This is a genomic window from Budvicia aquatica DSM 5075 = ATCC 35567, assembly GCF_000427805.1.
In the GTDB taxonomy this organism is placed as follows: Bacteria; Pseudomonadota; Gammaproteobacteria; order Enterobacterales; family Enterobacteriaceae; genus Budvicia; species Budvicia aquatica.
This window is the reverse complement of record NZ_ATYS01000033.1, coordinates 32,213-51,420: the sequence shown is the minus strand read 5'-3', so window position 1 is coordinate 51,420 and position 19,208 is coordinate 32,213. Positions and strand designations below refer to the sequence as shown.

Below are 19,208 nucleotides of genomic sequence, written 5' to 3'. Positions count from 1 at the left end.
CGTGGGTATCGATCTTCCGCTAATGTGGTTCATTATCATCGTGTTTGCCACTCTGATGTATATCGTTATGGATGGCTTTGATTTAGGCATCGGTATGCTCCTTGCGCTAATTAAAGATCCCGAAGAGCGTGACATGATGGTCAATACCGTTGCGCCGGTCTGGGACGGAAACGAAACCTGGATGGTACTCGGCGGAGCCGCGCTGTTTGGCGCATTCCCTCTGGCCTATGCCGTCATTATTGATGCGCTGACTATTCCTCTCACCCTGATGCTGGTAGCGCTGATTTTCCGCGGTGTAGCCTTTGAATTCCGCTCCCAGGCGACGCTGTCTCACCGCCCGTTCTGGAATAAATCCTTTATTTTAGGTTCATTGATTAGCACATTTTGTCAGGGCGTAGTGGTAGGAGCCTTTATCAATGGCTTCCCGGTCGTCGATCGTACCTTTGCCGGTTCTGCGTTTGACTGGCTGACTCCGTTTAGCCTGTTCTGCGGCGTGGGGCTGGTTATCGCTTACTCATTACTGGGCTGTACCTGGCTGATAATGAAAACCGAACGCCGCTTACAGCAACATATGTATCAGATTGCTAAACCGCTATTACTGACCTTATTGCTGATTATTGTCATCATCAGTATCTGGACGCCGCTAAGTTACCCGGCCATCGCCCAGCGCTGGTTCTCTCTGCCTAATCTGATCTATTTTTTGCCGGTGCCGATACTGGTACTGCTTTCAGCCGGAATTATTCTGCGGGGAATCAAACGCGGTAGCCACTATTCGCCTTTTGTTATGACGCTGATGCTGATGTTCCTTGGATTCAGCGGCTTAGGCATTAGTATTTGGCCAAACATTATTCCACCTAATATCGATATTTGGGCAGCTTCAGCACCACCGCAAAGCCAAGGATTTATGCTGGTTGGCGCACTGCTGATCATTCCGGTCATTCTGACCTATACCGCCTGGAGCTATTACGTATTCAGGGGAAAAGTTACCCCGGGACAAGGTTATCACTAAGTTTTTTTACCACCGAATAGCGAATATAAGAGGAAACAGCATATGAGTACCTCAGTACAGCAGCAGGCTAAAACCCCACTTTGGCGTCGGCTTTTCTGGCTGATAGCGCTTTGGACTGCCAGCGTATTAGCCTTAACGGTAGTTGCAAAGCTGTTCAAGCTATTGATGGCGGCCGCAGGGTTGGGGCCCCGCTAATGGATAACAATAACCTTATTTCTCTTTACCCGTCTTAACCGGCGGATACAAAATATTGCTTTATTCGGCGTGCAATTTACGCTGAACAAAGCGATATTTATCCCGCTTACCATCAAATGCACAACATAACGGACAGGAAATCAGAATGAAGCGGACGCTTTGGTTAGTACTTACTATCGCATTGGTCAATACGGCATGGGCTGAAACCCGCTATTTAACCAGCGACTGGGAGTTTACCAATGATAATCAGGCCGCTGAATTTCAGCTCGACTGGCCTTTACACCCAACCAAAGGCGGTGCTGAATTTACCCTACGCCGTTCAGACGGCTCGTTATTTCTGCAAGCCACTATTAAAGATACCCATAAAAAAGCGCTGTTTGCCAAAGATAATATGGTCGGAAAATACCGTTACTACCATCCTAACGGCAAGCTAAAGAGAGAAGGAACCTGGGATAAAGCCGGCACGCCAATCGGATTAGAGACCGAATACAGTGAGCTCGGTTTTCCTAAGCAGGTTATCCGCTATGTTGGCAGCGGCTGGTATGTCACTGAGAAAAGTTACTATGAAGATGGTCAACTAAGCTCTGAAAGCACCGGCTACGACGGTAAAGAGTTTAAAGAGACCCAGTTTTATTACCCCGACGGGAAGCTAAAAGAAAAACAGTATAAGAAAACCCAAGGCCGAATCGTCAAAGAGATCAGCGATTATTACGATCGGACAGGAAAGATAGAGCGCTACACGGAGAAATATGGCGATGATCCGATGCTTGAAATCACCTATAACGCCGCCGGAACAATACTGGAGAAAACCACCACGCTAGTGGCTCAGGAACGTTACAAAAAAGAACGCTACAACGATCGGGGCCAGCTCACCGATTTAACTCAATATGTCACTCTCGACGGTGGCTTTAAAAACGATGGTCAACAGATACAGTCCTATAGTGGAAAAACGGCTTACTCACTGTATACAAAGGGCATACAGCAAGGGGAAGATAAAACCGTTCAGGATGGGAAAGTCATCAGCTATGGTCATTATAAAGATGATAAACCCGTCGGTGACGGATTTCGGTTGGACTCATTCGCAGAAAATCGTATCAATTTCTATCAATACGATTCTGACGGAGAAATCAAAACAATCTACAGTATCGATCTGAACTATATTCACTATGATGACAAAGGCATGCCGGTAGTAACCTTACCGTTTAATGCTGAAACCCGAAAAATGCCGGATCCCGGTACAGTCTGGGCCTACAGCTCTAATGGTAAAAACCACCGTCAGATACAACTGGTTTCAGTCAAAGACAATATCGTCAGCTATCGGTCAGGCGACCATGATATTCAGGAATACCTGAAGGATTACACCCCGGTTTCAACCCCTGAATCCAGCCGAAAAATTTTATCCTTCCCGCTAACTTTGGGGAAACAGTGGAAAGATAGCTATCAGAAACAGGTCAAAAACTCTTGGGGTGAAAACGCCGAGTGGGAGTACACCTACAGTGCAGAAGCCAACTCTTATATCTCCGGCATAGAAAAAGTCACCGTAGCCGGAGGAACCTTTGATACGTTAGTCATTGAACGATTTATCCACTGGACTAAATCAAATCCTCATCACAACGGTAAACCAATGACAGAAATGACCTGCGCGACTAAAGATTGTAAGGTCAGCGGCTATACCAAAGAGGTTCTGTGGTATGCCCCGTCGATTGGCCGCGGTGTATTAAAAGCGGTGGCTATCAGCGGTGCGCCTCAGCTAGTGTCAAGTGGAGGTCAGGAAATGCGACAAAGTGCCAATAGCCTGGTGTCTGAATTAACCTATTTTGGGCCTCAGCCGCAGGACAATCAGCAAATGCCTCCCCCTCAATATGCCCGTGAAGTATCAGCTTCATTCTTCACCCAAGGATTCCCGCTGGTGATGAACAATACGTGGGAATTTATGATGATACATAACCCGCTGATTGAATAAACCCACTCAGGCAGAGGAATTAAAAACTATTCCTCTGCCTGTTATAACATATTGACTACGCCACTTTTTTTGCCAGTATCGTCGCAAACCTTAACTTAATCCGGTTACCGTTTTCATCGGTTTTATGCAGCTCACCAACCTCTTGGTTGTACTTAACTATCTCCCAACCGGCATAGTAATTTTTCAACTCATCATGCTTAAAGGTGAAGGAGAAAGGTACGGTACAAGGGAAGTCGTCAGTCGACATGGCTGAAACAATCAGGTTATAACCGCCAATCTCGGTACACTGCTGCATATTCTCAATCAGTGAAGGAATACGCCCTGCCTCTAAGAACATCAGCACAACGGTCGATAAGATAAAACCGTACTGGCCTTCAATAGCCTGCTGATTAATATTGAATTCGCGGGCAGTAATACCTTGCAGATTATCAGACCGGATAATCTCATTAATATTGGCAATGCCCTGTGAGTTCTTATCATAAGCCGTGACGTCAAAACCCAGCTTGTTGAGATACAGCGAGTTACGACCGGAGCCACAGCCTAAGTCCAACGCCTTGCAAGGCGATAAATAACTCACCGCATTCACCACTTCAGAGTGAGTTTTGGTCATATCGTATTTTTTATTGGTGTAATCTTCAGGGCGACAATAAAACGCTAACTGGCACTCAAGATCCGGCGAACATGAATCAATCTTGTGCCACGCCTGTGGCTCAATAAACGGCGGCTGGTTATCCGGCGTAAAGGTATAGGTCTCAATCAGATCGCCATTCTCCTCTAGCATCGAAAATGTCATGCTGCCCTTAATAACCACCAGCTTTGCCCAGGTTCCTGACTGAGTATTATGTTTTTCACGAAACATGGCCGGTAAAGTTTCGCTGGTCCATAGGGGCATTTGTTTGTAGCAAATAAGATCTTGCATATCAGATTCCTTATTTTCAGATTTGGCGCGCCTGCAACAGGCTGGCGGAAAGATAACTCAATACATGCATATTATATGCATGTTTAAATAAATCAAACTTTATATTGGGCCAAAACAGATTAGCCAGTTAGTGAGCACTAACTGGAGAGGGATAAATAACCAGATTATTTCGCGGTCAAGGCTCTAAGGTCTCCCGCCCACGAATAAAGCACCGGCGTTTGCCCTTCGGTAATATCCAGAATAAAGGCATAGGTCAGATCTCGTTCGCCATTACCCAGACCCGCACTGCCAAACGGAAAGTTAATGCACAGATATTGCCGCTCGCCGATATCAACTTCAGCCCAACCGACCATTGAAAAATCAAATTTGCCTAATGGCGCTGCCGCAAGGGTATCAAGCAGGGTCAGCGGTAAACTCTGCTGCACTGAATAATTTTTTTCGTTAAACAGCACGTCACCTTTGCCAAACTTCTCAAAGTAACCCAGCATTTTTTCCCCATAAGGGAAGCTATAAGACATGCCGTTAGAAGAGTTATCTCCGCGAATGCGTACGTTACGGACGCTAATGTTTTTATACCGGGTATCTTCGCCGGAACTCTTAGCCAATAAACAACTCAACATTGCAGACTCTTCCGGAGCCTGTGTTGGCTGTGCGAAGCCGATAAACGGATACATCATCAGAATAAATGCTAGTCTTCTCAAGCTGATCCTTTCCTCATTGATATCTCTAATCAATATTATGTAGAAGCAGGCATTGCTCCTTCCTTCCATAGTTCGAACCGCTATACTAACCGATTATGGGGGTGATAGGGAAAAGCACTGCCAGTCTTGTGTTCCACTTCAATGATTTCCGGCTGAAGCGATTAAATACTGGCACAAATGATGCTAAAACAGGGCGGGTTTGCCAAATTTATCGTGACAACATTGGCAGTTGGGCCATATTTACCTAAGATATACCACACACCTCTGCTACTATTTAGCGATCACTTTCCAGATACCTGTCGGAGAATAAGATGCGAATGAAAGCGTTATTGTGCCTTGCTACCGTGGCTTTATTGGCGGGCTGTAGCACCACCAATCAGTTAAACGGAACAGGGCAGCAAGTCAGAATTGTTGATACCAAGCCGGATGCACAATGTCAGTTTCTGGGTGAGATCACCGGAAGCCAAAGCAATTGGTTATCCAGCAGTGAAACCTCCAGCTCCAGAGACGGCGCAACCAATGATTTACGCAACAAAGCAGCCGCGATGGGAGGCAACGTAATTTATGGTGCCACCGGAGTCGGTGAAACGTTCTGGTCAGGATTTGCGCCTCTGGATACCAAAGTCAGCGGCCAAGTTTATAAGTGCGCTAACTAATTAGCCTCTTCTGCTTCCCTCTCGTCATCCCGTTTTTCAACGGGATGACGGCATGTGTCAGCTTGCATTATGTAAAAATACGTTAGAGTTTCAACCTGCACTTTTTTATCTTCCCAACGGCCAGAAGCCCCCATTTTAAAAAAGCCCCCTACCGATCCCGATGTGTTATTTACGTCTGGTTAGCAATTATGGAATAGGCTACTCTCTGTTAGGATATGGCTAATATCGCCGTCGCGGAGGCTTACAGGCAAGACTAAAGATGATTTAGTAAAAACCAGCAGCGCCAGTGCATTCAACGATCAAAAAATAAAAACGGATACACATGAAACGTAAAGATGCAGTTTGTCAGGAATTGGAGAGACTCACCCTCGCCCTACAACGTGAAACCTTAACTGATTCTGCCGGCTTTGATGCCGAAACCATCGGATTTAATCTCGGCCTGGCGCGTAACTCTGTGAGTAAAGAGCTAAATCAGCTATGCACAGAAAGACTGGTGATTAAGATTAAATCTCGTCCGGTGCTATTCCTGCATCGGGCCGTGGCTGAAAAACTGCTCAATACCACCTTTAACGGTGACGGCCCGCTGGAAGTCAAAACCTTAGCTGAACTTTTGCCGGCTGACGATCGACAAAATACGGTCAATGCCGACCCTTTTCATGCACTAATCGGCTACGATCGCAGCCTGAAGCTGGCAGTAGATATATGGTAATTATGGAGCCGTACGAGATTCCAAATCTAAATCATCAGGCCATTTGAATACCGTTGCAGTACGCATTCTTAAATAGTGAAGTGCAGAACACAATAAACACAATGGAGAAATAAGCAATAATATCAAAAATTTAAATGGATGATGACGCTGAATAATATTAGACCAACTGCTGTCATCCGATACTGGAAAAAAATGTTGATTGATAATAAAAGCAACACTATGTTTAAAACTACTCATTTGCTTCAGTACTACCAGCTCTGGTGTATTTCTTAACCCCAAATAAATATATTCATGACACCATGTCCAGTGTTTGATATAGCGCATAACCCGTTCTGATATCTCAGTAGCAGAAGCCGGGGGATAGTGCTCGGAGCGAATAACTATTTTACGCATTGGAGATGCAGATGAATGACTTTTCACCGGAAAGATGTCCCAACGATAAAGAAAAATCTCATTACCTCTCCAACCTACATGGTATTTAATCTGATTCCAGTTACAAACCACTACCTCAACAGGCCAACGGGCAAAAATATTAAAACTCCGGCGCGGCTCAACTATGTAAGCTCGCTGGCGATGACGATTAAGCCTTAGTGATAACATTTCAGGATGGGTAAATACCACGCGTAAAAAATAGAGGCTGGTATAGGCAAGAACAACAATCACTCCCCAAGTAATCACATACATATTGTAAGAAATGTATATATGCGTAGAGGAGGTTAAAAGAAAAAAACTTAACATGATAGAAACTAATAATAACGCACCAAAAACTAAGGCAACCAGAATTGACATCGGAAGAGTTCGAATTATTTCACAATAATTATCATCAACAAAAACGATGTCATTCCTTAATCTTAGAGGATCGTTGGCTTCAGCAATTGCGGCCTGTTTTAATTCCTCATCTCGTTCCAGCTTCCTTCTCTGAGATCTTCCCTTACTCATAATAATCCCTGATTTTTCCAACGTTAAACTATCTTATATGGACTAGGTGTAGTTTTGTAGCTAACGATAGAAAATCATGCAAGGAAAAGTAAAATATATCTTTTCATGGCTGGATAATGCCTCAATATCAAACCGCAAATAAAGTAACCAAATTTGATTTTAGCGAAAATCTCGTCTGCATAAATAGTGTCAGAATATGATGATTATCCTGCGGAAAAAGAACAAGGTTGAGTAAAGACAGGGGAGCAAATAACGCTCTCCCCTTGCTTAACTTTAGAAAGAATAAATATCTGCTCATCAAAACTGATATTTAATCCCCAGCATTCCTTCAGTTCTCTGATAATGCTGGGCATCAAACTGGTGGCCGACATTACCCCATACGGTCAGAGACTCTGATACTTTACCTTCCAGACCGGCTTTTACTTCGGCCATATCTTTAGATGTATCACTTTCATAATGACGCGTTCCCTGAGCCATTCGGTAATCGGTGCCATAATTCCGGCTATTATGCAGCCAGCTAGCCTCAATAAAGGGTTGGAAGATCTGAGCCCGGTTGGCGGGTGATGTTCCTTGCAGATAAGTACGCAGGCCAATTCGGCTTTGCCAGTAATCCTGATTATTACTGTCGATCACGCTGCCACGGCCATCATTTACGCTATCAGCATGAACACCAGACCAGATAATCTGTGCCTGCGGTTGAACAAACCATCTTCCGTCCTGAAATTCGCCGATTTTTTGGCTATAACCGGCCTCAACAGAGGCGCTGAACCCTTTGGAATCATAGCTAATCGTTGAGCGTCGATCTCCGTTCACATCGTTACTGAACCAGTTATGCTGCACCCAGCTATCAACATACAAACCGTTTTGCTGTAAGTCTTTATTCCCGTACCAAGTGGCATATAGGCCAACGTTATAACCATCGACTTCGCCTTTAGCGGAATAACCACTCTGCTGAGATCCTGACCTGAGCTGAGCATTACCGTATCCGGCCATCGCTCCCAGATGGACCCGATCCTGACCATTATGACTCCAACGGGCAATATCACCGCCCAGTTGAACCACACTGGCATTGGTTTTTAACTTGAGTCTGCCGTCAGCTAGCTGACTCTTTTGATGTGAACCAACAACCCGCAGCCACATAGACTCGGCGAACTCAGCGCTATTCTGACGTTGTGATGTGAACTGAGGCTCGCCCATACGGTCATGTAAACGCAGGTTAAACAGGGTATTCGCTACCGCCTGATTACCCGCGTAAATAGCTACCTCGGGTTCAATAACCGCCCCTTTGCCACTCGGACTTGGGTTCGGCGTTGGTGTCGGATTTGGGTTTGGGTTTGGGTTCGGCGGAGTATATTCAGAACGCAGATACCAGTCACCGCCGTTGCCCGAACGATCGCCCTGATAAAGGAAATACTCGTAACCGCCATAGCCTACGCGCCCGTTAAGGGTAAACTGCCCGTCAGACTGACCGCCAATGCTAATAACCCGAATACCATCAACCGTTTCGCCGCCTAGGCCGCCTGCGTTGTTAATACCTAAATATGTATGGCCCATCGTATTTCCTGTAACCACCATGCGATCGGTGGCAGAGGCATCATCACCCAACTGTGAATAGAGCGTCAACGTACCGTTATTACCGACATAATCACCGTTTACCGTTAAGGTTCTTCCGGAAAAAGTAACATTGCCGGGATCGGTAAAGCGCAGGCTACCGCTATTTTTCAGACCGTTGACCGCTGAATCACTGGTTATATCCCAAGTACTGGCAATGTCGGTCAGTGTCACTGAAGCACCGTTAATCATGCCTCTTATATAGGATCCGTTATCCAGCGTCATAGCCAGAGTTCCGCCGCTAAGTACCGATGCGTCACCATAAGCATTAACCTGACTCAGCGACAAAGTAGCGTCAGCCAGAGTTCCGGCGGTAGCTAGCCCGGAAAAACCTGAAACGTTCATATTGCTGAGGCTAATATCGCTGAATCCATCAACGGTAATTCCGATACCCTGAGCGCTGGTTAAGCCGCCGCCATTAAGCGTTACCGTATTGCGCTTAGCCGCACTACCGCCGCCAACGTCAAGAGCGGCGCTGTTGAGTCCGATAGTCTGGGCCGTAACCTGTGAGCCGGTCAGTTTTGCGCCTTCCCATACCACTAAAGCCGCTGCGTTTTCCCCTTTAGTTAATACGTTAACCCCATCTAAGGCGCCGGTAACCCGTCCACTATCGGTATGGTTTCTCAGCATAATTCCTCGCGATTTCACGCCGTCGGTGGTCACATTGGTGTCCGTCAGACGGAGTAAAGAAGGGGAATAGCTGGAACTCGAACCGGGAACATAGACGCCGATCGCGCTATTGCCATGAGTAGTAATATTGGAGTCCAGTACATTTGCCTTTGCGCCAACGGAAAGATAGAGCCCGTGAGATGTGGTGCCAAGGGTATCAATATTGACTCTATTAAGGCTCGCGGCTTCACAGCCCGAAGCGCATAACCCATCCAGATTCTCTAACCAGATGCCATGCCCAAGGCTTGCACCGGTCGAATTAATCTGCAAATCGGTTAAATCCAGCTTGGCACCGTCAGCATAAATTCCGCTAACGCCCTGAATTTGAGAGAAGCCGCTCAAAGTCACCGAGCCGCCGGCTAATGCCTGAATCGCCCGATTACCTGACTGAATGTTAAGATTATTACCGATAAAATGGCCACTCTGATTAACCACCAGGGCATTACCATCAGATGCCAGAGTTCCCCGACTGAAATTAACCGCCCCATGATTAGTCACAGTGATACCGGCTGCTTTACCGAAGATATCTGAATCTTCAATAAACAGATCGGATTGGTCATTCACTACGCCAACGCCCACTGCGGAGGTCGTTTCAATCCGACTGTTTCTGATATTTCCCGCGCTGGCAGAAAAATAAACGCCGGAAGCGGCATTAAGATTATTTATCCTGACGTTAGAACCATTGGTGGCAAACACTGCCAGATAATTACCGCCGCCAACGGTAACGCTATTAAGCTCAGCTTCTGCGCCGTTCTGAACCGCAATCGCATTACCGGCATCAGGTGTCATAACTGAAACCGTGTTAAATATCAGCGTACTATCGGCCCCGGTTGCAATCACACGCCCATTCGTTAGGACTGAATTACTGAGCGTAATGCCCGCCCCCTGAGAAAGATAAACGGAAGCAAGAATAGAAGAAGCCATGGCATCTGATACCTTAATATTCAATCCATTGGCTCCGATTCGATAGCCGCTTCCGCTTGCTATCAGTGCAGCATCAGCCAGCGTAATACCAGAGTTAACATACTCTCCGCCGTTAATGCCCAATTTTGAACCATTATCTTTATCAGCAATAAGCTGAGCGGCCGATACCGGGCCACTACTGAATAAAACAGTGCCGATAAGAATAAGCAAATAACGCTTTTTAAATTCAGATATTTTACTGACAGAGAATCTGTGATGTTTATGCATTTTGTCATTCCATTGAATGGATAAATATTAAGTGAATAAGAGAGGACCATTTCAAATTGGCTTAGAAAACAACCAACCTAAAACATTACTCACCATAATAAATGACAAGGTAAATACCAGTTAAAAAACAAGTCTTTAAGACTCTTAATAAATCTGAATTTATCTCAGTAATCTTGATTATTATTAAGTTAGCTAACTAAACAGGCGCCTTTATCAGCCTAAGCCTATTTACGCTGATATTATTTTGTCTTTAATGATAAATATAAAAATCATCGCGGGTAATTTATATTAGTTATATTACCCGGCCAAAATGGATAATGTTTATTTCCCGCTATGCGTTTAATCGAAAATGTTAAAGGCACCATCAAGCTCAGCGCTGAATGATTCCTGACTGCCATCGGAACGAAAAGCCGCAGCGAATAACGCGGTCAGACCATGATGCTCAACAATAGCTCTGATGATAATCATCTATCGCCTCCCAGTCCGTAAAGGCCCCGAGGCAATCTAAACGACTAATATTAAGATAATGACGGATGATTTATCTTAATTCACTACAGATATCTCGTATATTTCTAAATATTCAGGTTATGATGTGTGGCGTTAAAATTGATTTTCGTTTATATCCACAATGGCTGATAAATATTAAATCAGGAATTTGCCCGATGGTCGTTCAATCACATCATGCCTCCACCGCCAGATTTTTTGCCTTACGCCTTTATCCGGGCCAAGAAGTGCTTAGTTCACTTCAACAATTTATTACCCAAAATCAGCTTCAAGCTGCGTTTATTGCCGGCTGTGTCGGTAGCCTGACGGATGTCGCGTTACGCTTTGCCGGTCAGCCGGGAACCACTCTGCTACATGGAAAATTCGAAGTAGTGTCATTGATCGGCACGCTTGAACAGCAGGGAGAACATCTTCACTTATCCGTATCTGATGAAACAGGGAAAATGACCGGCGGCCACCTAATGCCCGGTTGTACCGTCAGAACCACGTTAGAACTGGTGCTGGGTGAACTCAGCGATCTTAGTTTTAATCGACAGCAATGCTCACTCTCCGGTTACGATGAGCTGGTAATCAGCCAGCGCCAATAACAACATCCCCCTGTTTATTTCGATCAATTTTTGAGGTTTCTATGGCAAGTAATGCTGTTTCCAGCCGTACTCTGGTTCTTATTGTGATGTCTATTGCCGTTAATATGATTGGCGGGCAACTGATATCAATGCTCAAGCTGCCAATCTTTTTTGACTCTATCGGCACCATGTTATGTGCATTACTGGCCGGGCCATGGGCGGCACTGTTTACCGGTCTGTTAACTAACCTGCTGTGGGGATTGCTCTCCGGCCCGATAGCCGCAGCATTCGCTCCGGTCGCTATGGTCATTGGCTTATCCTGTGGCCTGATGGCCAGAGCGGGCTGGTTCAGAACCCTGCCTAAAGTCATCTGTTCAGGTATTGTTATCACGCTGGCACTCACCGTTGTTGCGGTACCTATCCGGACTTACCTGTTCGGTGGCGCAACCGGCAGCGGTATTGATTTCGTGGTGGCTTACGTTAATGCCGTTGGTCAAAATCTGGTTGAATCCGTAGCGATTACGGTTATTGGCGCCAATCTGGTTGATAAAATTATAACGGCGATTATTGCCTGGCTATTGGTAAGAGGCTTACCGCTACGCACCCAGCGTAATTTCCCGAATATGGCGGCCGTTCGCTAATATGCACCCGTTTACCTCATTAGCGCTGTGGGGGTGGCTTGCTCTGAGCTGCCTGCTGCTGCCGCTGGGTAATGCTCTGGTGATATATAGCATCGGTATGTTTGTCCTGTTGCTAATCCTCCCGGATACCCGTTGGCGCTGGCGTTATGTGGTGTGGTTTATGATTCCAATGGCCCTCGGCCTGTGGCTGGTACACAGCGGCTGGCTGGCAGTTTGGCTACGCGATGTACCATTGGACCAACAGCGACTGCCTATGGCGATTGCCCTATGGTTTAAGCTACTGGCTATTATCAGCAGCGCTCAGATTTGGTTGCAAAAAGTCCCTACCCGCCAATTTGTCAGGGCGCTATTCGCCAGCAGGTTACCCATCAGTTTTGCCTATGTGCTGGCAGGTCCGCTGCTGATTGTTGAGCAGCTTCGCCAACAGCTTAGCGTTATCAGAGATGCTCAATTAGCCAGAGGGATTCCGCTGGATGGCAATTGGTACCAACGCTTAGGTTCAATACCCGCATTACTGATGCCATTAATTAATAATTCGCTGAATGAATTAGCTATTCGTGGTGCTGCGCTGGATATGCGGGCCTTCAGGCTGCATGGACATAGAACAACCCTGTGGTCTCCCACTGACTCACAATGGCAAAAGGTGGTACGTTATAGCCTGTTAGCCCTGATGATAATTCAAACGGGGGTATACTTCTGGTGGTAGCTTCATTACAACTGCAAGAGTTCACCTTCACGCCTCAGGGCTCAGACCTGCCACTGTTAGGCCCGTTAAACCTTGCCCTTCCCGGCGATAGCGGTTTCTTTGTGGTGTATGGCGGAAATGGCAGCGGAAAAAGTACTTTGGCCCAACTGCTGGCAGGCTGGTATCCGGAGCAACTGGCGGGCACGATTGGCGGCAGCGCCACCCTGTTGCAAGAGACGTTAGAAGGTAAGCGGCTAACTGAACAGGCCACTCGGATTCAGTTAGTTCAGCAATCTCCCCTACTCCAGCTCTCCGGGTGTACATTCAGCGTAGAAGAAGAAATTGCCTTCGGCCCCGAAAATCTGGCTCTACCGGAAGACCAAATTGGTCAGCGAATTGATCAAGCCCTGCGCTATACCCACAGTGAATATTTACGCCAGCGCCACCCGGCGACGCTTTCCGGCGGAGAAGCGCAGCGCGTAGTACTGGCCTGTGCGCTGGCTATGCAACCTCGGCTATTATTGTTGGACGAAGCCTTTAGCAGATTAACGCCCAAAGCCACCGAGCAGTTATTAACTCAGCTACGTCAATACGCAACAGATTATCACTGTCAGATCCTATTGTTTGAGCGCGCATTATTACCCGCAGCTAAATATTGCACTCAGGCGATGGTGCTTTCAAACGGTAAGCAACTGGCAGCAGGTCAGATTAATGAAGTATTAAAAACCGCAATAAGTCAGGTCAATGCTCCTGATGCATGGCAGGTTATCCACCAGCTAGCCGCCTTTCAGCGCTGGCCCGACGATATTCCGTTGAATGACCAAATGCTGATTAATGCATTTAAGGAGCAGTATGCTAATCCTTGATAATCTGTCATTTCGTTGGCCGGGCACAGATTCATACTGTTTAGACCGGCTATCATTACATCTGCAGGCCGGTGAACAGGTTGCTCTGGTTGGCGACAATGGTGCAGGTAAATCGACTTTACTGCGTTTAGCCGCAGGATTACTCAACGCTGAGAAAGGTCTGATTACGCTGGCAGGTAATAATCTGTCAGAAATGAAAGCCCCCCAGCGGGCCGAATATATCGGTATCCTGTTTCAGGAGGCCGAAAAACAGATATTTCATACTAAAGTCAGAGATGAAATCACCTTCGGGCTAAAACGCCAAAGGCTGAGTAAAGAAGAGATTGATCGGCGCACCGCTCGGGCGCTGGATCTATGTCAGTTAACTGAGCTGGCTGACAGCCACCCGCTCGATCTGCATGCCGGGCAGCGCAGAATGGTCGCTGTCGCCTGCCTGACGGCACTTAGGCCACCGCTACTGCTGCTGGATGAGCCCAGCAGAGACTTTGATGCACACTGGTTAAGCGTGTTTGAACACTGGCTGAACGAGACCCGTTCTCAAGGTACGACAATATTAACCATCAGCCACGATCTGGACTTCGTTGCCCGTCACTTTTCTCGGGTAATTCACCTCAAAAACGGAGCTATTGCCCATGACGGCAGCCCGTCACACGTTCTCCTGGCCACTGAACTTCAGGAACCAGGGCCGCTGCCTGCTCCGACGCTGAACTCCCTTAATCATGCGTTAGGAATAGATTATCCACAAACGGTTGAAGGATGGTGTGAGGCCTGGCTAAGCAGGTAAATTTAATGGCTGGCCTGATACGCCAGCGCCTTAGCCAACTTAGAGCCCGGCTTAGCCAGCTTCTTTAAACGCTTTTTATCGACGCGACTCATCTGCCCAAGCGCAGCCGCGGTTTGACCAGAATTGCCAATCAACTGTTGCTTAGGTAAGCCGACCATCAGAGCGGCGGCATCTTTCAACGCCCGAATATAATCATCCTGTTGATGCAGGTTATAGGCGGTAAGATCCATCTTGCTACTTAATAGCTGCCCCCAGTAGAACTCAAGAAAAGGCACTTCCGGATAAGGCTTGCCGGTTTCTGGATTGAGATTCTTATCTGACTTGTCATACGACACTCCGCGCAGATAATAGAGCATTGAACGCAACGGATCGTCTTGAAATTTGCTTAGCCCCAAGGAGTCAGGCAGTTGAGAAAATGTAATCGGGTTTCCCTTGGCATCAATGGGTAAAAAGTGCTTGAGCTCAGCCATTTTCTGTTCAAACTGCGACTGGGTCAGCGGTTTTCCACTGCTATCCCGGCTGAGGTTCTCACCAATCAATACGCTTAAAGTGACATCACCGCCACCATCCGGCACTTCCCAGAAGCTATTAAAAGCATGGTGACCATCGGTTAAATAAAGCTTTCCTTCCGGACCGACATCGACCGTATTCATATCCGCTTTTTTAGTGCCGACGGCCAAAGTACAGCTATAGGTCGCAGGATTTTTCGGCGTTGATGTTGCATCACTTTTAGCCAATTTCCCTGCACCCTGCACTTTACATAAGTCATTAAATAAACTTTCAGGATCGCTGGCATAATCGGCTAAATCACCGTCAATCTGAAGTTTACCCACCGCCATTTGAGTCGGATATAGCTCACTGAGTTTAATCTGAATAACATCACCGGGCTTAGCCGATGAGTAATCTGGCGTAACCGGCTGAACGGCAGAAGCGTTAGCAGAGCAAAGCATTAGCCCGGAGAACAGGAAAACAGCCGTTGAAACTAATCGACTCACCGGTCTGATTTGCGCCAGATCGGTCTGATATATATCAAGGGTGTTTAAATACATTGTAAGCTCCTGAACAGACATAGCGGTAACTCCCGGATGGTACAGCAGATGCATTAACTATAGACACCAGACGCGGCCTAAGGATAAAAACATATTGAATAAAGCCAGGAGAGCAGAACTACAGTGACTTAAACCTACAGACGTAAGCCTAGCTTCAGAACGGAGTTAATGCAGGAAACAAACCTATTCATAAGCCGCTCAAAATAAACATCTGATCGTAAAGAAAGCTAACTTATGAATTAAGGTCTGTTTCAGCAAGCGACGGTGAAATTATTGAGTTTTCTCAGCGCCAATCAGCCACCAGTGCAGCGGGTAGCCTTTTTTAACGCCGGTTTTCAGTACTAATCCTTCTTCCATCAGCTTGAGCAAATAATAGCGAGCCTGATAAACGTTAATCACACACAGCGCGGCGATATCATTTGTTGTCGGTCCAATTTTACGGAGCGTTTCATCGCTAATATTATCGCTGATGGAGACCTGATCTTTAACCTCAGCATATTTCATCGCACACTGTTCGGCTAACGCATCTAATATTTCCTGAGTAATAACTCCGCCTTTTGTCATTTTCTGACGCTGAGCAACTTCATTATTATTGGTCATTTAAGCCTCCTTCCCAAACATCATATATACCCAAAATAATTCGAGGTGCAGCTCAGGCCCAAAAGGGAGAACACAGCTAACGCACCTGTCGCTTGAAGTATGTCGGATATAAAGTAAGCATATCGTTATCCGAGTATACACTAGTCATAAAATCTTCATCTATCGATAATTTAAGAGACTTTATGTTTTTTGACCCGTGTTATAGATTCGAAATATTATTAGCACGAATAAACAAATTAACATTGGATATATCTACACTGGCTATACCCAAATAACTGAATCCAATGCGGTGATATACATTCATCTTATCATCCTGAATGATAACACTACACTTTCTCAATCAGAAACGCATAGGCCGAAACTAATTCCGCCAATGACTTTACGCCCAATTTTCTCATCAAATTAGAGCGATGAACCTCGACCGTTCTTACCGCTATGTGGAGAGTTTCTGAGATTTGTTGGTTTTTATATCCCTCAGCCACTAATGCAAACAGAGACTTCTCTCTGTCGGTCAGTTGAGCGTACAGCAACTGGTATTCAACCAACTGTTTTCGCTGAGCGGATAAGCGTAAAGCGACGTTCAACGTCTCTGCCAATGCATCACCATTAACCGGCTTTTGGAAGAAGTCGATCGCCCCTTTTTTAAAGGCATCAACGGCCATAGGAACATCTCCCTGGCCGGTCAGATACACCACGCTTAGCGGACTATTCTTTTCATTCAGAATAAGATGAACCTGTTGGCCGCTTAGGCCCGGCATGTTGCTGTCCAGAATGACGCAGCCCGCCTGAGAAATATCGGCACGCTGTAAAAAATCGTCTCCGCTGTGGTAAACCACCACCGGAAAATCATAGCTCTCCAGCATAAACTGCAGGGAATTGCGTACCGAGTCGTCGTCATCTACAACGTGAATATGGATATCTTTCATCGCGGCCTCTTAGGTCGTTTTACCCTGTTCCCGCTGTTCATCAGCGTCATTCGCAGGCAATAATATTTCAACTATGCAGCCACCGGTGTCTCGGTTATTCATGGTCAGCACGCCGTGGTGGCTTTTTACCACATCGGTACAAATTGCCAGCCCGAGCCCTAAGCCATCGTCTTTGGTCGAATAGAAGGCACTTTGTAAGGTATCGGCCGGTGCATCTAACCCTTTCCCATTGTCAGCCACCCGAACCACAATATCTTTTGCCCTAAAGGCTAACTGAATCTCAATAAGTGGTCGCCTTGCGTTCTCAGCAGTACAGGCATCCATGCCATTTTTTACGATATTCAGAATCAGTTGCTGAAAACCAACGGGATCAACCAGAATAAGCCGCGGCTGGCCCTCAACGGAAAAGACCATCTTGACTCGCCGCCTCTCTGACTCATGCTTTAGCAGTAATAATGTGTCATTAACGATTGCCGGAATATCACTCAGTACTTTGACCGTTGCCCGCTTATTAATAAGCCCTCGCAAGCGCTGAACAATCTCACTCGCTCGGGTAACCTGATGTTTTATATTCTCTAATACCGGCTGTAGATCTGCGGCAGAATGACCTTTTTGGATACGTACCAGACCGCCGTGACTGTAGTTTTGAATGGCAGCCAGCGGCTGACTTATTTCATGGGCAATACTGGCCCCCAGCTCACCGACAATTGCCACGCGCTGCGCATGCTCCAGCATGGCAATTTTTTCATTCAGTTCACTTTGCGTTTTCAGCAGCCGCTTCTGATTTTGATTAAATCGATATTCCAGTAAAAAGTGATAAGCGTTGAGTACCACAATCAAAATAACCAGCAGCCATCCCCATTGCTGATTGACCTTTAGCCACACCAACGCCTCTTTCCACCATGGGTTTTGCCAAGGGTGCAAATCCAGATCCTGATACAGCTTATCAATCACTAGCTGACTAATCGGCGTAGTCCAGCCGAGTGAGTCCGCCGCTTTAGCCGCCGGATGGTCCTCAGGTAGCGCAAGCAAAGCTCTGGAAACCTGTTTAGCTAACGCTTCAGGCGCTTTGCCGGTTTTGGCAAATGACCAGTTAGGATACAGCCGGGTGGAGGTCTGGCAGCCAAAGCCTTGCGGTGCCTGATTATTCAACACCCGAAAATCCTGTTGCGCAATCAAGCCGTCTCTGACCATATCCTCAAGCTGGCAGACCGGCAGTATCGCGCCCTCAACGCCGCCATCACGTAATTTATAAATAATGGCATCTAGCGGGAAGCCGGAAAAATCAACCGCTGAAAAGAAGCCGGTCGGATCGATACCCGCCTGTTGCATCTCTCTTTTTAGCGTCAGATAACCACCGAAAGCCATTTCAGATACCGCCGCTACCGGGCGTCCTTTAAGATCCTGAATATGTTGATAAGGTGAAGTAGCCCGAACCACAAAAGCCGAACCGATCGCCAATCCGGTTCCCCCCTGATGCGGGCTTCTTAGCGTCGCCAGCCATGACAAGGAATACTGTCGCCCTAGCTGAACTGACTGCCCCGGGTTAGTAATAATAAAGTCGACCGACTGGGTTTTAACCGCTGTCGCCATTTGGTCCAGCGAATAGGGATGAAGTTGAAAGCGAGTTTGAGGAATACGTGAATCCAGCCAATCCATTAGCGGTTGCCAACGAGCAATAGCGGCCATCTCACCACGGGTCGCCAGAATGCCAACGTCTACGATTTGAATTTGGCGATCGGACGGCTGTTCAGGATCTGCTTCTGCAGCAAATACCGGATTTGCACCATACAGCAACAGTATCAAGCAAATACTTTTGATATAACCAGCCACACAGCCCCCATCGCCAAAACCGTTAGTTTTCAGGTGACAGATTAACCTCTTTCACCTCACATCACTGAAAAAATTCCGCCCGTTTCCTTTGTTCTAGATCAATAAAGACCGGGACATGTGGAAAACCACAATAGCCGAAAAATCAGGGCCTGATAACAATGGGCTCATTCTAACCATCACGCTCACGATAAG

17 protein-coding genes and 2 pseudogenes are annotated in these 19,208 nt (G+C 46.7%); 10 read left to right on the top strand and 9 right to left on the bottom strand.

All coding sequences use genetic code 11. The features are described 5' to 3' along the window. Position 1: 1 nt before the first annotated feature. The 3 genes from cydB to YWE_RS0113935 all read left to right on the top strand — a co-directional run bounded on the left by cydB (position 2) and on the right by YWE_RS0113935 (position 3,167). Complete coding sequence (gene cydB / locus YWE_RS0113945; RefSeq protein ID WP_029095099.1) at positions 2 to 1,009, top strand: cytochrome d ubiquinol oxidase subunit II; 1,008 nt, start codon at positions 2 to 4, stop codon at positions 1,007 to 1,009. Positions 1,010 to 1,051: 42 nt separating this feature from the next. Beyond that, the gene (locus YWE_RS29640; RefSeq protein WP_071605875.1) at positions 1,052 to 1,204 is read left to right on the top strand and encodes a DUF2474 domain-containing protein; all 153 of its coding nucleotides are present in this window, start codon (positions 1,052 to 1,054) and stop codon (positions 1,202 to 1,204) included. Positions 1,205 to 1,349: 145 nt separating this feature from the next. Next, positions 1,350 to 3,167: a toxin-antitoxin system YwqK family antitoxin gene (locus YWE_RS0113935; protein WP_029095098.1), complete on the top strand. Its 1,818-nt coding sequence runs from the start codon at positions 1,350 to 1,352 to the stop codon at positions 3,165 to 3,167. Positions 3,168 to 3,222: 55 nt separating this feature from the next. Here the strand turns inward: YWE_RS0113935 and tehB are convergent, their stop codons facing one another. Then, positions 3,223 to 4,086, bottom strand: coding sequence for an SAM-dependent methyltransferase TehB (tehB, locus tag YWE_RS0113930; RefSeq protein WP_029095097.1), 864 nt, complete (start codon positions 4,084 to 4,086; stop codon positions 3,223 to 3,225). A 164-nt stretch (positions 4,087 to 4,250) separates the two neighbouring features. Next, positions 4,251 to 4,787, bottom strand: coding sequence for a hypothetical protein (locus tag YWE_RS0113925; protein WP_127526396.1), 537 nt, complete (start codon positions 4,785 to 4,787; stop codon positions 4,251 to 4,253). Between the two features lie 311 nt (positions 4,788 to 5,098). Here YWE_RS0113925 and YWE_RS0113920 point away from each other — a divergent pair, with 311 nt between their 5' ends. Further along, positions 5,099 to 5,443, top strand: a complete 345-nt coding sequence (locus YWE_RS0113920; protein ID WP_029095095.1) for a DUF4156 domain-containing protein — start codon at positions 5,099 to 5,101, stop codon at positions 5,441 to 5,443. 322 nt (positions 5,444 to 5,765) lie between these two features. Then, positions 5,766 to 6,152 (top strand): hypothetical protein, encoded by a 387-nt coding sequence (locus tag YWE_RS0113910; RefSeq protein ID WP_029095094.1) that lies wholly within the window; start codon positions 5,766 to 5,768, stop codon positions 6,150 to 6,152. Here YWE_RS0113910 and YWE_RS0113905 read toward each other — a convergent pair whose 3' ends face one another. The 3 genes from YWE_RS0113905 to YWE_RS31665 form a co-directional block, all read right to left on the bottom strand. Beyond that, complete coding sequence (locus tag YWE_RS0113905) at positions 6,153 to 7,091, bottom strand: DUF6708 domain-containing protein (RefSeq protein WP_029095093.1); 939 nt, start codon at positions 7,089 to 7,091, stop codon at positions 6,153 to 6,155. 297 nt (positions 7,092 to 7,388) lie between these two features. Next, on the bottom strand, positions 7,389 to 10,562 hold the full coding sequence (locus YWE_RS0113900) for an autotransporter family protein (RefSeq protein ID WP_029095092.1): 3,174 nt from the start codon (positions 10,560 to 10,562) through the stop codon (positions 7,389 to 7,391). Positions 10,563 to 10,901: 339 nt separating this feature from the next. Beyond that, a complete protein-coding gene (locus YWE_RS31665) occupies positions 10,902 to 11,030 on the bottom strand; it encodes a hypothetical protein (protein ID WP_255324342.1) in 129 nt (42 codons plus the stop codon). Between the two features lie 194 nt (positions 11,031 to 11,224). Between YWE_RS31665 and YWE_RS0113890 the strand changes: the two genes are divergently transcribed. The 5 genes and pseudogenes from YWE_RS0113890 to YWE_RS0113870 all read left to right on the top strand — a co-directional run. Beyond that, complete coding sequence (locus YWE_RS0113890; protein WP_029095091.1) at positions 11,225 to 11,653, top strand: PPC domain-containing DNA-binding protein; 429 nt, start codon at positions 11,225 to 11,227, stop codon at positions 11,651 to 11,653. 41 nt (positions 11,654 to 11,694) lie between these two features. Beyond that, positions 11,695 to 12,273, top strand: coding sequence for an ECF transporter S component (locus YWE_RS0113885; protein ID WP_029095090.1), 579 nt, complete (start codon positions 11,695 to 11,697; stop codon positions 12,271 to 12,273). A gap of 1 nt (position 12,274) precedes the next feature. Then, positions 12,275 to 12,979: an energy-coupling factor transporter transmembrane component T gene (locus tag YWE_RS0113880; protein WP_029095089.1), complete on the top strand. Its 705-nt coding sequence runs from the start codon at positions 12,275 to 12,277 to the stop codon at positions 12,977 to 12,979. Positions 12,980 to 13,026: 47 nt separating this feature from the next. Then, a pseudogene (locus YWE_RS31740) lies at positions 13,027 to 13,644 on the top strand (energy-coupling factor ABC transporter ATP-binding protein); the annotation flags it as partial. 166 nt (positions 13,645 to 13,810) lie between these two features. Further along, positions 13,811 to 14,455: pseudogene (locus tag YWE_RS0113870) on the top strand (ABC transporter ATP-binding protein); the annotation flags it as partial. A gap of 155 nt (positions 14,456 to 14,610) precedes the next feature. Here the strand turns inward: YWE_RS0113870 and YWE_RS0113865 are convergent. The 4 genes from YWE_RS0113865 to YWE_RS27330 form a co-directional block, all read right to left on the bottom strand. After that, a complete protein-coding gene (locus YWE_RS0113865; protein ID WP_029095086.1) occupies positions 14,611 to 15,657 on the bottom strand; it encodes a ParB/Srx family N-terminal domain-containing protein in 1,047 nt (348 codons plus the stop codon). A 270-nt stretch (positions 15,658 to 15,927) separates the two neighbouring features. Next, positions 15,928 to 16,257 (bottom strand): FaeA/PapI family transcriptional regulator, encoded by a 330-nt coding sequence (locus YWE_RS27335; protein ID WP_036016087.1) that lies wholly within the window; start codon positions 16,255 to 16,257, stop codon positions 15,928 to 15,930. Between the two features lie 326 nt (positions 16,258 to 16,583). After that, positions 16,584 to 17,183 carry a response regulator transcription factor gene (locus YWE_RS0113855; protein ID WP_029095085.1) on the bottom strand — a complete coding sequence of 200 codons (600 nt, stop codon included), beginning with the start codon at positions 17,181 to 17,183 and terminating at the stop codon, positions 16,584 to 16,586. Positions 17,184 to 17,192: 9 nt separating this feature from the next. Next, on the bottom strand, positions 17,193 to 19,016 hold the full coding sequence (locus YWE_RS27330) for a sensor histidine kinase (protein ID WP_051323344.1): 1,824 nt from the start codon (positions 19,014 to 19,016) through the stop codon (positions 17,193 to 17,195). Between the last annotated feature and the right edge of the window lie 192 nt (positions 19,017 to 19,208).

What these genes read in the sequence shown, in the direction of transcription:
- YWE_RS29640 (WP_071605875.1), top strand. Translation starts at nt 1,052, where the DNA reads ATGAGTACCTCAGTACAGCAGCAGGCTAAAACCCCACTTTGGCGTCGG.
- YWE_RS0113935 (WP_029095098.1), top strand. Translation starts at nt 1,350, where the DNA reads ATGAAGCGGACGCTTTGGTTAGTACTTACTATCGCATTGGTCAATACG.
- tehB (WP_029095097.1), bottom strand. Translation starts at nt 4,086, where the DNA reads ATGCAAGATCTTATTTGCTACAAACAAATGCCCCTATGGACCAGCGAA.
- YWE_RS0113920 (WP_029095095.1), top strand. Translation starts at nt 5,099, where the DNA reads ATGCGAATGAAAGCGTTATTGTGCCTTGCTACCGTGGCTTTATTGGCG.
- YWE_RS0113910 (WP_029095094.1), top strand. Translation starts at nt 5,766, where the DNA reads ATGAAACGTAAAGATGCAGTTTGTCAGGAATTGGAGAGACTCACCCTC.
- YWE_RS0113905 (WP_029095093.1), bottom strand. Translation starts at nt 7,091, where the DNA reads ATGAGTAAGGGAAGATCTCAGAGAAGGAAGCTGGAACGAGATGAGGAA.
- YWE_RS0113900 (WP_029095092.1), bottom strand. Translation starts at nt 10,562, where the DNA reads ATGCATAAACATCACAGATTCTCTGTCAGTAAAATATCTGAATTTAAA.
- YWE_RS31665 (WP_255324342.1), bottom strand. Translation starts at nt 11,030, where the DNA reads ATGATTATCATCAGAGCTATTGTTGAGCATCATGGTCTGACCGCGTTA.
- YWE_RS0113890 (WP_029095091.1), top strand. Translation starts at nt 11,225, where the DNA reads ATGGTCGTTCAATCACATCATGCCTCCACCGCCAGATTTTTTGCCTTA.
- YWE_RS0113885 (WP_029095090.1), top strand. Translation starts at nt 11,695, where the DNA reads ATGGCAAGTAATGCTGTTTCCAGCCGTACTCTGGTTCTTATTGTGATG.
- YWE_RS0113880 (WP_029095089.1), top strand. Translation starts at nt 12,275, where the DNA reads ATGCACCCGTTTACCTCATTAGCGCTGTGGGGGTGGCTTGCTCTGAGC.
- YWE_RS0113865 (WP_029095086.1), bottom strand. Translation starts at nt 15,657, where the DNA reads ATGTATTTAAACACCCTTGATATATATCAGACCGATCTGGCGCAAATC.
- YWE_RS27335 (WP_036016087.1), bottom strand. Translation starts at nt 16,257, where the DNA reads ATGACCAATAATAATGAAGTTGCTCAGCGTCAGAAAATGACAAAAGGC.
- YWE_RS0113855 (WP_029095085.1), bottom strand. Translation starts at nt 17,183, where the DNA reads ATGAAAGATATCCATATTCACGTTGTAGATGACGACGACTCGGTACGC.